This window comes from Novosphingobium sediminis (genome assembly GCF_007991615.1).
Taxonomy (GTDB): Bacteria; Pseudomonadota; Alphaproteobacteria; order Sphingomonadales; family Sphingomonadaceae; genus Novosphingobium; species Novosphingobium sediminis.
Map to the genome: position 1 here is coordinate 233,080 of NZ_BJYR01000012.1, position 13,114 is coordinate 246,193.

Annotated in this window: 12 protein-coding genes; 9 read left to right on the top strand and 3 right to left on the bottom strand. The window is 60.0% G+C overall.

Annotated elements, in window-relative coordinates; genetic code table 11:
- Positions 1 to 1,269 carry a 3,4-dihydroxy-2-butanone-4-phosphate synthase gene (ribB, locus tag NSE01_RS09530; RefSeq protein WP_147159352.1) on the bottom strand — a complete coding sequence of 423 codons (1,269 nt, stop codon included), beginning with the start codon at positions 1,267 to 1,269 and terminating at the stop codon, positions 1 to 3.
- Between the two features lie 261 nt (positions 1,270 to 1,530).
- Between ribB and NSE01_RS09535 the strand changes: the two genes are divergently transcribed.
- The 4 genes from NSE01_RS09535 to NSE01_RS09550 all read left to right on the top strand — a co-directional run bounded on the left by NSE01_RS09535 (position 1,531) and on the right by NSE01_RS09550 (position 7,366).
- The gene (locus NSE01_RS09535) at positions 1,531 to 4,485 is read left to right on the top strand and encodes a TonB-dependent receptor (protein ID WP_147159353.1); all 2,955 of its coding nucleotides are present in this window, start codon (positions 1,531 to 1,533) and stop codon (positions 4,483 to 4,485) included.
- 713 nt (positions 4,486 to 5,198) lie between these two features.
- The gene (locus NSE01_RS09540; RefSeq protein WP_147159354.1) at positions 5,199 to 6,443 is read left to right on the top strand and encodes a tyrosine-type recombinase/integrase; all 1,245 of its coding nucleotides are present in this window, start codon (positions 5,199 to 5,201) and stop codon (positions 6,441 to 6,443) included.
- Positions 6,444 to 6,596: 153 nt separating this feature from the next.
- Positions 6,597 to 6,830, top strand: a complete 234-nt coding sequence (locus NSE01_RS09545) for a hypothetical protein (protein WP_081095135.1) — start codon at positions 6,597 to 6,599, stop codon at positions 6,828 to 6,830.
- Between the two features lie 5 nt (positions 6,831 to 6,835).
- Positions 6,836 to 7,366: a helix-turn-helix transcriptional regulator gene (locus NSE01_RS09550; RefSeq protein ID WP_147159355.1), complete on the top strand. Its 531-nt coding sequence runs from the start codon at positions 6,836 to 6,838 to the stop codon at positions 7,364 to 7,366.
- Positions 7,367 to 7,594: 228 nt separating this feature from the next.
- Here NSE01_RS09550 and NSE01_RS09555 read toward each other — a convergent pair whose 3' ends face one another.
- Positions 7,595 to 8,530, bottom strand: coding sequence for an AraC family transcriptional regulator (locus NSE01_RS09555; RefSeq protein WP_058454719.1), 936 nt, complete (start codon positions 8,528 to 8,530; stop codon positions 7,595 to 7,597).
- Positions 8,531 to 8,716: 186 nt separating this feature from the next.
- On the opposite strand from NSE01_RS09555, the gene NSE01_RS09560 reads away from it, so the two are divergent.
- The 5 genes from NSE01_RS09560 (at position 8,717) to NSE01_RS09580 (ending at position 11,413) form a co-directional block, all read left to right on the top strand.
- Entirely contained in the window at positions 8,717 to 9,238 is a 522-nt protein-coding gene (locus tag NSE01_RS09560) for a carboxymuconolactone decarboxylase family protein (protein ID WP_147159356.1), read from the top strand.
- Between the two features lie 112 nt (positions 9,239 to 9,350).
- Complete coding sequence (locus NSE01_RS09565) at positions 9,351 to 9,707, top strand: nuclear transport factor 2 family protein (RefSeq protein WP_066649008.1); 357 nt, start codon at positions 9,351 to 9,353, stop codon at positions 9,705 to 9,707.
- 87 nt (positions 9,708 to 9,794) lie between these two features.
- The gene (locus NSE01_RS09570) at positions 9,795 to 10,388 is read left to right on the top strand and encodes a ferritin-like domain-containing protein (RefSeq protein WP_147159357.1); all 594 of its coding nucleotides are present in this window, start codon (positions 9,795 to 9,797) and stop codon (positions 10,386 to 10,388) included.
- Between the two features lies 1 nt (position 10,389).
- Complete coding sequence (locus tag NSE01_RS09575; protein ID WP_147159410.1) at positions 10,390 to 10,803, top strand: c-type cytochrome; 414 nt, start codon at positions 10,390 to 10,392, stop codon at positions 10,801 to 10,803.
- Positions 10,804 to 10,834: 31 nt separating this feature from the next.
- On the top strand, positions 10,835 to 11,413 hold the full coding sequence (locus tag NSE01_RS09580; protein WP_307725973.1) for a uracil-DNA glycosylase family protein: 579 nt from the start codon (positions 10,835 to 10,837) through the stop codon (positions 11,411 to 11,413).
- A gap of 866 nt (positions 11,414 to 12,279) precedes the next feature.
- On the opposite strand, the gene NSE01_RS09585 is transcribed toward NSE01_RS09580, so the two are convergent.
- Positions 12,280 to 13,092 carry an AraC family transcriptional regulator gene (locus tag NSE01_RS09585; RefSeq protein WP_058456591.1) on the bottom strand — a complete coding sequence of 271 codons (813 nt, stop codon included), beginning with the start codon at positions 13,090 to 13,092 and terminating at the stop codon, positions 12,280 to 12,282.
- Positions 13,093 to 13,114 lie beyond the last annotated feature (22 nt).

Below are 13,114 nucleotides of genomic sequence, written 5' to 3' on the forward strand. Positions count from 1 at the left end.
TTACTCCGCGGTGATCGGCTGTTCGCCGACGATGTTGAGACCGTAGCCTTCGATGGCAACGATATTGCGATGCGAATTGGTCAGCAGGACCATGTCGTGGATGCCGAGATCGGCGAGGATCTGGGCGCCGATGCCATAGCTGCGCAAGTCCATGTCGCCGGTGCGGCCGGCGATTTCGGCCTGCAGCCCTTCGCTGCCGCCGGGCATCAGCAGCACGATCACGCCGGCGCCGGCATTGCCGATCTCGCTCATTGCGCGCTGCAGACTGCGCTTGCGTGGGCCGGGCTGGCCGAGCACGTCGGACAGGATCGAGATGCCGTGCATGCGCACCAGCGTCGGCGCGTCAGGGCGGACAGCGCCCTTCTGCAGCACGAGGTGAACCACGCCGTCGATCTTGTTGCGATAGGTCTTGATCGTCCAGTCGCCGCCGTAGTCCGAATGGAACGGCTGCTGATCGATGCATTCGACGAGGTGATCGTGGCGGCGGCGATATTCGATGAGATCGCGGATCGTGCCCATCTTGAGGCCGTGGCGCCGCGCGAAGGGGACGAGATCGTCCATCCGCGCCATCGTGCCGTCGTCTTTCATGATCTCGCAGATCACGCCCGAGGGATTGAGCCCGGCAAGCCGCGAGATATCGACAGCCGCTTCGGTGTGCCCGGCGCGCACGAGAACGCCGCCATCGCGTGCGATCAGCGGGAAGACGTGGCCCGGCGTGACGATATCGTCCTTGGTCTTGGCGGCATCGATGGCAACGGCGACGGTGCGCGCGCGGTCGGCAGCCGAGATTCCGGTGGTGACACCTTCGCGCGCCTCGATCGAGACGGTGAACGCTGTTTCGTGGCGGGTGCCGTTGTTGCGGCTCATCAGTTCGAGGCCGAGCTGTTCGGTGCGCGTACGGCTGAGGGTGAGGCAGATCAGCCCGCGCCCATGCGTGGCCATGAAGTTGATCGCATCGGGCGTTGCCATCTGCGCGGGGATGACGAGATCGCCTTCGTTCTCGCGGTCTTCGTCATCGACGAGGATGAACATGCGGCCGTTGCGCGCCTCGTCGATGATTTCCTCGATCGGTACGAGGGCGGGGGTGTCGTCGGATTCGCTCAGCACGCGCTCAAGCTTGGCCAGCGTATCGGCGGTCGGGTTCCAGCCGGGCAGGCCCGCATCGCGCAGGGTGTTGGCGTGGAGCCCCGCCGCGCGGGCGAGGCCGGAGCGGGACATGCCACCTTCGACGATGAGGCGGCGGATGCGGTCGATGAGTTCGCTGGACATGGAAACCGTATCTCACACCGCAATGTGATACACAAGACTTGCAATCACATTGAGATGCGAAATGTTGGCAGTTGATTCGTCGAATGCAGTAACAACCGCTTCGGACGGTGGCTGCTGTGTCACACCTTGGTGCAAGCTGCCGCTACGGAATGGACAAAATTTAATTAAGCGGTTGACAACGAAGGTGTCCCGTTCTGTTCTGTAGGCAGAAGGTCGACCCTCAAAAATGATGGGCGGCCGCTGAAGAGAGAGGACATTGATATGAGGGGCAAACTTACCCTGCTCGCAGGTGTGTGCGTAGCAGCCGTCGCTACGCCGTCGTTCGCGCAGAACGCGCAGAGCGCAGCCAGTGGCGACAACGGCACGGGTGTCCAGGAAATCATCGTTACCGCGCAGCGCCAATCCCAGCGCCTGCAGACGGTGCCGATCGCGATCAGTGCCTTCACCAAAGAAAATCTGGACAAGCAGCAGATCCGCAACCCGCTGGACCTTCAGCTGTCGCTGCCCAACATTACCTTCACCAAGACGAACTTCACGACGTCGAGCTTCACCATTCGCGGCATCGGTGACCTTTGCACCGGCGTGACCTGCGACAGCGCGACCGCGATCCACGTCAACGACGCCCCGCTGTTCTTCAGCCGCCTGTTCGAAGGTGAATTCTACGATCTGCAGCAGGTCGAAGTTCTGCGTGGTCCGCAGGGCACCCTGTTCGGCCGCAACGCGACATCGGGCGTGGTGAACTTCCGCACCGCGAAGCCTGATCTCAACGGCTTCAGCGCTTCGGGCGATGCCGAATACGGCAACTACAACTCGGTCCGTCTGCGCGGCGCGATCAACATCCCGGTCAGCGATACGCTGGCTGTTCGTGCGGCCGGTTTCTACCTGAAGCGCGATGGCTACACGCAGAACCTCTACAACAACACCAAGATCGACGACCGCAACATGTACGGTCTGCGCGGCTCGCTGACCTGGCAGCCGTCCTCGTCGACCACGATCGATATCATGGGCCAGTTCTTCCGCGAGAAGGACAGCCGCATGCGCATTCAGAAGCAGTACTGTCAGGATGATCCGACCGGTATCCTGGGCTGCCTCAACACGACCCGTGGCACCAGCACCACCAACGGCAATGCGCTGCTGGCCAACGTGCTGACCTCCAAGGAATTCTTCGCCATCCGCGGCCTGCCGCAGGCTTTCGCGCTCGGTAGCATCTACGGTCCACAGGTCTATCGCAACGAAATCAACCCGGCTGATCCGCGCGTCGTCAACACCGACTTCCAGCCGAGCTACTTCACTCAGGAAACCATTATCCAGGGTACCTTGAAGCAGGACATCGGCGAGAAGTTCAGCCTGCGTGTCGAGGGTAACTACCAGAACACCAAGGTCGACTCGCAGCAGGACTACAACAACGCGGTTGCCGACCGTTCGGGCTTCACGCCGGGTCTCTCCGCCCTCGCAGCGGCTGGCGCCGGGCTGCTTGGACCGGGCCTCAAGACCTATCTTGCCCCGATCGCCAACGCGCTGATCCCGCAGGGTCCGGGTGGTCCGCTCTGCACCTCGCCGGGCGAAGAAACCGGTACGGGCGTGTTTGGCGGCCACAGCGTGTGCGCTGCCACGCCGCTCGACTTCGACCGTTCGGTCCAGCGCCAGAATGCGTGGACGGCGGAAGCGGTGCTGACCTCGAAGTTCGACGGTCCGCTCAACTTCCTGCTCGGCGGTATCTACGGCCAGTACAAGGTCACCGAGAACAGCTACTATGTGAGCTCGTTCGGGCTTGATTACTTCGCCGGCGTGGTTGGTGCGTTCTCGGCACTCGGTGCCGGTCTGCCGCCTGCTTACCTTGCCACGCCGACCTACCGGAACAACACGCCGGAATACAAACTGACGACCTACGGCATCTTCGGCGAGGCCTATTGGAAGTTCAACGACAAGATCAAGCTCACGCTCGGTCTGCGTTACAACAACGACAAGAAGACCGTTCGTGCCCGCACGACGCTGTTCAACTTCCTCGCTCCGGTCGGCATTGCCAATGCCTATGACTCGCCGTTCCTGCCCGCTTCCTACGACGCTGACTCGGGCATCGACGGCAACCAGCCGTTCCAGGTCCGCGACGTGAAGTTTGGCGAGTTCACTGGTCGTGCGGTGATCGATTACCAGATCACGCCGGACAATCTGGTCTATGCCTCGTACTCGCGTGGCTACAAGTCGGGCGGTATCAACCCGCCGCTGTCGCCGATCTTCGCGGTGCCGGAGAGCTTCACGCCTGAATTCGTGAACTCGTTCGAAATCGGTACGAAGAACACCTTCGCCAACGGCGCGCTGCAGCTGAACCTCACCGGGTTCTACTACAAGTACAAGGGCCTGCAGCTCTCGCGCATCGTTGTCCGTACCTCGGTCAACGATAACGTGAACGCCAACATCTGGGGTGTGGAAGCCGAGGCGATCATTCGTCCCAGCCGCCAGCTGACGATCAATGCGAACTTCAGCTACCTCAACACCAAGGTGTCGGAAGACAAGCTCCTGTCGAACCCGCGTGACTTCGGCAATGGCCGCAGCGACGCTGTGATCATCAAGGACATCACCAACACCGCCAACTGCGCCGTCGGCTCGAACTCCAACAACGCCGCCGGTGTGAATGCCTTCGTGAACACGGCGAATGCGCTGATCAACGCAGGGCAGATCCCTGGCGTTGCTGCCGGGGCCGGTCTCAAGCCGACCACGGCATTCCCGGCCGGCGGCGGCATCGCCTCGACCGGTGCGTACTCGATCTGCGCCGTGCTCAGCGCACTCGCTCCGACGCTTGGCAATGCGCCCGGCATCGGCGGTGTGACGGTCTACTCGTCGGGTATCCCCGCCAACATCCGTGGCAACAAGCTGCCCGGCGCGCCGAGCGTGAAGTTCTCGGCCGGCGTGCAGTATGCGGCTCAGATCGGGCGGCTGACGCTGACTCCGCGTTTCGACCTCAACTTCACCGGAAAGTCTGACGGCACGATCTTCAACGGTCTGGTCGACAAGGTGCCTTCGTTCACGCAGCTGAATGCTCAGGTGCAGCTCGATGGTCCGGACAAGAAGTGGTTCATCCGCGGCTTCATCCAGAACATCACCAACGACAACTCGGTGACCGGTCTCTACGTCACCGATCAGTCTTCGGGTAACTTCACCAACGTCTTCACGCTGGAACCGCGCCGCTACGGTATCGCCGCCGGCTTCAAGTTCTGATCGTTCGGGGGGAACTGGCCAGGCGCCTTGACGGGTGCCGGCCGGTCTGAGGCGGGCGCCGGGGGGAAACCTCCGGCGCCTTGCTTTTGCGCGCTTGATGCAGGGAGCAAGGACGCAAGAGCAAGGCGCCGGACAGGCATGGCGAAGACCGAAGACCGCTTACGAATGCTGGCAGCAGTGATCGAAAGAGACTTTTTGTGGGCCGCACGCGAGCCTGCCAATCATCTTTGGGCGCATGCCTGAGCGCAGGCGCGGCAGAATTCGTCCCTCCGCACAAACGCGGCGGCGCATCTCAACGCCTGATCAAGAACCACGTCTGCAGAACAATCGGCCGAATGCGATCTGCAGAATGCTTCTCCCACCGCATCCGCAAGCCAAAGCTGCTGTCAGTATGGCGCCACATTCGATCGCACACCTTGCGATCGTGCTGTTGGCAAGGTGGGGAGGACTTTGTCCGCGGCCTAGCAGTGACGGTCATCGAAAGCAGCTTCCGCTGCTTTTCGTTAACTCACTGATATAGGTGGGGAATGGTGGACGCACTAGGGCTCGAACCTAGGACCCGCTGATTAAGAGCGGAGCTTTGTGCCCTTTTCGTTCCTTTCCAATACTACGCCAAACTACGCTCAAGGGCTTGAAACGGTTGGAATAAATCCGCCGTGGATTACCCTTCGCTACGCCATCGTAATCCCGACATCTGATTACGTGGCGATTACGTGGACGAGCGTCAGATCATGCCGAATCAATCAATCACACTGCGAACAATCCAGTCGGTCACACCGGACCCGCACCGCGACATTTACGTGTGGGACCCCCGGCTAAAGGGTTTCGGACTTCGCGTCACGCCAAGAGGAGCACAATCGTTTGTGTTCCAGTATCGGGTCGACGGCGGGCCTGCCCGACGCAAAACGATCGGGCCCGTTGGTAGTCCATGGACGCCGGCCACGGCGCGCAAGGAAGCCGAGCGATTGCTGGTCCAGGTCTATCAGGGGATCGATCCGGTCGAAGCCAAACGCGAAGCCAAGCGGAAGAAGGAGACGCTGAACTTTCGGACCTACAGCGAAAGGTTCGTTGAGCTCTATCTCAAGCCGAACTGGCGGGGGACGTGGGGCTCGGCGCAATGCACGATCAACAACGTGTTTATTCCACGCTGGGGGAACCGACCCGTCCACGAGATCACCCGCGCCGATATCGTGAAGGTGCTGGACGAGTATTCTGATCGCCCTGCGCGACGCAAGGAGATCCACTCGCTCCTGCGCAAGTTCTTCAACTGGGCGACCGACCGGCAGGATATCGATGTCTCGCCGCTGGCCGGGATGAAGGCTCCGAAGGCCGTTCCATCGCGGCGCAGGGTGCTCAGTGACGAGGAGGTTGTCGCCTTGTGGAGGGCGACCGAGAATTCCGGATGGCCGTGGGGGCCGTTCGTCCGGATGCTGATCCTGACGATGCAACGGCGTCAGGAAGTTGCCGAGATGGACTGGTCCGAAATCGACATCGATGCGCGTAGATGGACCTTGCCGGCCGATCGGGCGAAGAATGATCAGGAACATGTCATACCGCTGACAAGCCTCGCTTTGGCAGAGCTGCAGCTGCTTGGCCCGAAGCGCAAGGGCCTCGTATTCACGACCACTGGCACGACCCCCGTCTCGGGATTCTTCAAGGGAAGGGCGGCTCTCCACAAGGACATGATCGCGCACCTGAAGGCGAAGCAGATCGAGGACGGAGGAGACCCCGACCAGGTAGACGTTCCGAACTGGCGACTACACGATATCCGCAGAACCGGCGCAACCCATCTCCAGTCGCTGAGAGTCCCCGTCGAGGTGACAGAAAGCGTGCTCAACCATATCAGCGGAACAAGGGCAGGGGTCGCGGGGATCTACAACCGCTACAAATATGACGATGAGAAGCGCACCGCTCTCGATGCTTGGGACGCGAAGCTGCGGTCCATCCTGTCGACATAGGCCAATGAGACGCATGGTCTGATTCCAGACCATGGCTAGCTGCGCCTCTCGGCCCGCGTCGAACGCAGCGGAGCAGCACGGCAGTGAAACAAAAGGGGCACCGCAGATACCGTTGACATTTGTCAACAGATAGGCGATAAGGAGGTCGGTTGAATGGCTAGGCCACGCCATCCGAACAAGGAGATTGAAGCTGCTGTTGCCCATGCGGAAACACTGGGCTGGCGGGTCGTTCCGATCAGTGGCCACGCCTGGGGGCGGCTCTACTGCGCTTGGGCTGACCGGGACGGTTGCATGGTCTCGGTGTGGAGCACGCCGCGCAATGCGGAGAACCATGCCAAGGCTATACGACGGGATGTGGCGCGGTGCCCGCACGGGCAAGCGGAGTGAGTGAGATGAAGACGCATGAGTTCACGATTGTCGCCTCCGGCCTCGATCCCGAGGCGGACGGCTACGAAGACCGCTTCTTCGAGGCCGGTTGCGACGACGCGACGCTTTCGTTCCAGAAGGGCGTGATCATCGCCGAGTTCGCCCGTCAAGCTGTGTCATTTTCCAAAGCTGTCACAACCGCTTATAAGGATATACTCAAAACGGGTGCCAAGATCGAACGGGTCGAGCCGGATTATCTGGTGAACCTCAGTGACATTGCCGAGCGCTCAGGTCTCACCCGTCAGGCGATCTCGCTCTATACCAAGGCGGAACGTGGCTCAGGCTTCCCCAATCCGGTTGCACGCGTCACCTCCAACAGTCCTCTCTGGGATTGGCTGGAAGTCACCGAGTGGCTCCACGCCCAGGCAAAAATCGACCGCGAAGCGGTGGTAGAGGCGCGGATTGTCAAAGAGGCCAATCGCTTTCTCGAGTTGCATGACGAGCAGTCTGATAACTTCACGCGGCGACTGGAATTGCTCGAGGATGCGGGACCCTAGGCGTATACAGGTCTGACGCCCATGCACCAATCCGATGGTAACGCACCACCCTATTGCTCAGATGGAGCATTTGCCGTATCTTTCCTCACCGGCTGATTAGATCGCCTATCAATAGCTTGAATTCGGGCAAATACATCGACATTCTAACAGCCATGAACAGGATCGACAAGTTGATTAATCAAAAGCAAGCATTAGTTTGTGCAGTCGACCGCGATGGCTTCGCCACTTCTACGCTGCGTTGCTGCTCATCCTTCGCTCTTTGGGCGAACAGCCGAAGCGCTCTGAAAACGCACGGGTGAAGGCGGCAGCCGAGCGATAGCCAACGCGATTGGCAACCGTTTTTATCGGGACATTGCTTTCCGCGAGTAGGTTGAGCGCACGCTGAAGCCTCCAGTCCACTATATAGGCCATCGGGCCACTGCCAACCAGCTCGCGAAAGCGCTCGGCGAAGCGGCTGCGCGACATTCCCACGGCCGCCGCTAGGCTTTCGACAGTCCATCCATGGGCGACATCACCGTGAATAAGGCTGAGTGCTTTGCCGATCTGAGGATCGTAGACAGCGGACATCAAACGGCTGATTTCGGGCGCCTGCGCGATGCCGGCGTGTATCGCCTCGATGAACAGCACCTCGGACAGGCGGCTGACGCTGGCTGTGGCTCCCGGTTCGCCCTCAAACATGCGGCGCACAAGCAGGCGCAGAACGTCGTCAAGCATGGGCCGTGATGCACGGTCCGCTGCGGTAACATGCAACAAGTCCGGTATCGAACGCAGCAACGGGTGGTCTGCACCATCGGCAAAGGAGAAATGGCCGCATACCATTTGGCAGGATTCGCCGGCTTCGCCGCTCCCGACGATGAACGGCCCCGAGCCCGTGAAGCCTGCTTGCTGTATGACATCGCCAAGCGGTTGCCCTTCAACGGTTTCGCTGCTCGACAGCAAATGGCCAGCGCCGCCGGGAACAAGGGCAAGATCGCCAGCTCGCAACTTTGTGCGCGTCCCATCGGCGAGGGTGACGTAGCACGTCCCTTGTACCACCAGGTGAAAGCGCGCTGCACGCCTGTAGCTAGGGACGGCGATACTAAACGCCGGGTAAAAATCGGTGCGAAAGTAAATTGCGGCTTTCAGTGCTACTGTGTCGAGCACGTCGCTGAGTACATCGGTCATGCTGGTTGCATAGCACCGGCGTCCGCTAAATCCACAAGACTATTCGTGAAACGTTGCAGGTCATCCCAATGAATTGACCAGAAATCGTAAAATGGCGCCACGGCATTGCGTTACCTCCCACCGAAGCGCAACCAAGCATCGACGGAACTGCTAACCCTTCGCCAGGAACCGCTCCGGAGATTTGTAGTGGAGACCATTCCCCAGACTGATGCCGCGTCTGCGCCGTCGAAAACCCAAGACCTGCTGTATGCGGTGAAGAAGCAGATGGGCGGCTTGCCAAAAATTTTTGCCACCATGGCGCAATCACCGGCCGGGCGCAGTGGTTGTCCTGGAGTTGCCGGGGCACTCGCCGCAGGAAGCCTGTCAAATGTGAACCGCAAGCAGATTGCGCTCGCTGTCGCCGGTGCCAATGCGTGCGATTATTGCGCTTCGGTGCATACGGGACGCGGCAAGGGAGCAGGTCTTTCGTCCGACGAAATGGCCAGGAATTTGATTGGCAGATCGTCATATCCCAAGACCGCCGCTCTGTCGGGCGTCGCACGCGAAGACGTTCGCCTACGTGGCCAGACAACGGCAGCTCAACTCGCAACGCTCACCACGCCGGTTTCGATCATGAGGCCGGTGTCGAGACTGTCGCGAACATCACACTCAGCATTTTCACGAACTACTTCAACCATATCGCGGGGACCGAAAATGATCTCCCGCTGATGCGTTCGCGGAGCGCCTTGTTTGTTTAGGCGACCCGAACGGGCCGGTTCGCCGCCCCCAGCGAACCGGCCCAACTCAGTCTTCAATCACATTCAATCCGAAGGAAAAGCCAATGACCAATCCAATAGAAGCTGCCGAAAGCGCATCAAACGCGCTCACCGCTCAGGGCAGAATCCTTGAGTCGATCGACCAGTACTATGCCGACAATTGCGTATTCATCGAACCCGATGGCGCAAGCCGCACGTCGAAGGACGCAGAGCGCGCACATCTTGAAGGCTTTTTCGCGAGCCTGAAGAGCTTCGAAAGCGCGACGTTGCACGGCCAGGCCGTCGGGGACAATTTCTCGGCGAGCGAATGGACGTTCAAGATGACGGCCGGTGATGGCAGCCCGATCATCTGGCACGAAACGCTCGTGCGCACCTGGCAGGACGGCAAGATCGTCTCAGAAAAATACTACACCCAGGCCTGATCTCGGGCGACCCGATTGGCTCCGTTTCGACTTGAATCCCGGCGCACAGCGCGAGGGTAATTTACTACTCCAACAGAGGGAAATCTCATGTCCAATGAAAATGAAGTTGCCATCCAGTCCCGCCGTGCCCTGTTCCGTTCAGCTGGAATTGCCGCTGCTGGGCTTGGGCTCGCCACCCTTGACGCACCGTTGCTGGCCGCGCCACGCAAGATTGCGCGCCGCGGCGATACCGACAGCTCAGATGTTGGCGTGATGCAGGGTGCTCTTGCACTTGAACATGAAGGTATCGCTGCCTATCGCATTGCCGGTGGAAGCGGGCTGCTCAGCAAGGGCGTGCTCGACGTTGCACTGGTTTTCCTCGGCCATCACGAGGGGCACCGCGATTCACTTGCCAAGCTGATCGCGACGGCTGGTGCAAAGCCTGTCGAACCCAAGACCGATGCCGAGTATATTTCGGCACTTAACATCGGCGCGCTCAAGTCCGAAGGCGATGTCGTTAAGTTTGCTGCCGGCCTCGAACAGGGCGCGACGAACGCCTATGTCGGCCAGATCGCTGCGTTGCAGGACCACAAGCTGGCACATCTCTTCGCGCAACTCAGCACAGACGAAGCGGTTCACTGGGCCATTCTCAACAACGCGGCGGGCGGCGCGATGCCCAAATCTGCGTATCTGTTTGGCTGATATGGCAAATCGCAAACGCATCGAGGCCGGGGTCGCGGTTTGCGCGATCCTGGCCGGGGCCGGACTGGTGTTTGTCCCCACCGCCGCGCCGGCGCAAGCGGTGGCCAATCTCGCAAATGGCCAGGCGCTTTATCAAGCAAAATGTGGCGGATGCCATTCCATCGAGGCAAACCGTATCGGCCCGGCGCACCGTGGTCTCATTGGACGTCGGATCGCAACGGTACCAGGCTATGCTTATTCTCCGGCACTCAAGAAATTGACTGGCGTTTGGACGCCGGCGCGGATCGATTTATGGCTGCAGGGACCTCAAAAAATGGCGCCAGGCTCGAAAATGTTTTCGACTGTCTCCGACGCCGCGCAACGGCGCGACATTATTGCTTATCTTGCCGCAAACTCGTCCGTGGATCGGAGGTAGCGGGATGCCTGTTATGAGATCATCCGATTGCTTGCTGGAAGACATTCAAGCGTGCACCCTGTGCGCTGAGCATCTGCCAGCCGGACCGCGCCCGATCGTTCAGTTCAGCGTAACCTCCACAATTGTCATCATCGGTCAGGCGCCCGGCGCGCGCGTCCATGAGAGCGGCATTGCCTGGGATGACGCAAGCGGCGAGCGGCTGCGCGAGTGGACGGGGCTTACGCCCGATATTTTTTACGATCCCGCGCAGGTCGCACTTGTGTCGATGGGCTTTTGCTATCCCGGCACCGGGAGCAGTGGCGATTTGCCGCCGCGCCTCGAATGTGCACCAATGTGGCATGATCGCGTCATGGCCGTGCTTCCACCCGCGCGATTGACGCTGCTCGTTGGAAGCTATGCACACCAGCGCTACTTGGTCGAGGACAAAAAACAATCGCTGACTGAACGTGTTGGTAAATTTCACGAGTACCTGCCGCACTACTTTCCGCTTCCGCATCCATCCTGGCGTAGTATGGGCTGGATGAAACGCAACCCATGGTTCGAGCACAATGTTCTGCCAATGTTGCGCGATGCAATTGGAATGCGAATAGGCACTGCCCCACACGAGTAGGCTTGTCAGTGTTTTAGGCGACCGCCAAGCCATTGGTAGGCGCTTGGATCCCCTCGTGGGGCAATTTGGCGAACGAGGGCTTCTCGGTTCGGTGCTGGGCTACCCATGCGGAAGGGCTGGGCTGGCGGGTCGTTCCAATTAGTGGCGATGACTGGGATCGGTGTTATTGGCGCTGGGTTGACCAAGACGGCTGCATCATTCCGGTGTGTCGGCGGTGATAGCAGGCGATCAAACAGGTTTGCTGTCGGGCGACGGGTTCATTTCCAGCAGGGTGCCGCGTCCGCGAGGCTATCGAACAGGTCATACCAATGCAGTCGTGTCTACCGTCCATAGTTGCCGTGGCTTTCAAAGTGAGGCGACCGCCAATGGGCAAGTGACAAGCGGTCGGAAAAGGGCCCATTTAATGTGGTGGAGGGGTCTCCACTTTACGGGATCTTCTGCGAATAAGTCAGACAGGAAGGCGACGATGGAGCAGGTACCGGCTGTTGAGTTGGATTTGGCAAAGCCGGTTGGCTAGGTTCACGGCGTCAACGCACAGTGCAATGTGCCCTGATTGGGACGCACAGCAATGTTTTCGAGCCCAGCGATGCACCATTCGGGGTCATAACGCGCCTCCGTCCCGTCTGAGCGCCATATCCAATGATCCCCATTTATGTCCTAGTTCGATCCGTCTTTCCGGCATGCGGTCCTATCAGCGATACTGATCGGCCAAGGCGGAAGGTGCTCGCTCAATCGAACGCGCGCGCAATGCTGGTGTTGGGTACCGCAGCTTGCATCCTAGCCCAGCATTCAGCCATGCCGCCGCGCGATCCATGTCCAGGCGGTCTCGCGTTCACTGCCGCATCCATATCTACCAACTGATCATGTTACCTTAATCTCTGCTTCACTTGGCGCGGTGCTTCGCCCGTGACGCGAGCGAACACCCGTGAGAAGGCTGCGGCACTATCATATCCGACGCTGTCGGCCACGGTCTTGACCGGCTTGCCTGCGGCAAGAAGGTCACGCGCAATCGTCATTCGCCACCGGGTCAGATAGTCGATCGGCGTCCGCCCAACGCAGGCGCGAAAATGCGTGGCAAAACGGGTGCGCGACATGCCGGCCACCTCTGCCAGATCATCAAGAGTCCACGAATGCCTTGGCTGTTCGTGCATCGCCGTCAGCGCCTTGGCCAATCGCGGATCGGCAAGGCCGCCCAGCACACCATCATTCACCAGGCCACTGGCGACAACATGACGCACTACCAGGATCAAGAGATAGTCGAACAAATGGTCGATGGCGGCCTGACGCCCATTATTGTCGCCAAATCCTTCGACAAGCAGAAGATCGCAGGCGGGCCCCAGCGTCGGGTTCTCGGCCAGCGGCAGGATGACAAGGTCGGGCAGTCCTTCGCCAATCGGGTTGCCATTATCGCCGCCCAGATCGACCTTCGCGCAGACCAGATCAGCCCCGCCTTCCGCAGCGCCAGTGAACCGATGCGCCTGTCCGCGCGGGAAGAAGAGCAGCGTTGGTTCGTTCAGAATGAGATCGGCCTCGCCAGATCGGCTCAGCGTCAACGCGCCGCTCTTGAGAAGGTGGAGGTAGCCGCAATCGGCAAATTGCGCGGTCGTACACAAGTTGCCGGTAAAGAATGTCCGGGCGCTCGGGGCAGTGTGGGCAAAGAGAGCGGCAAAGATGTCCATGTGAACGATCTGCAATGAAGTT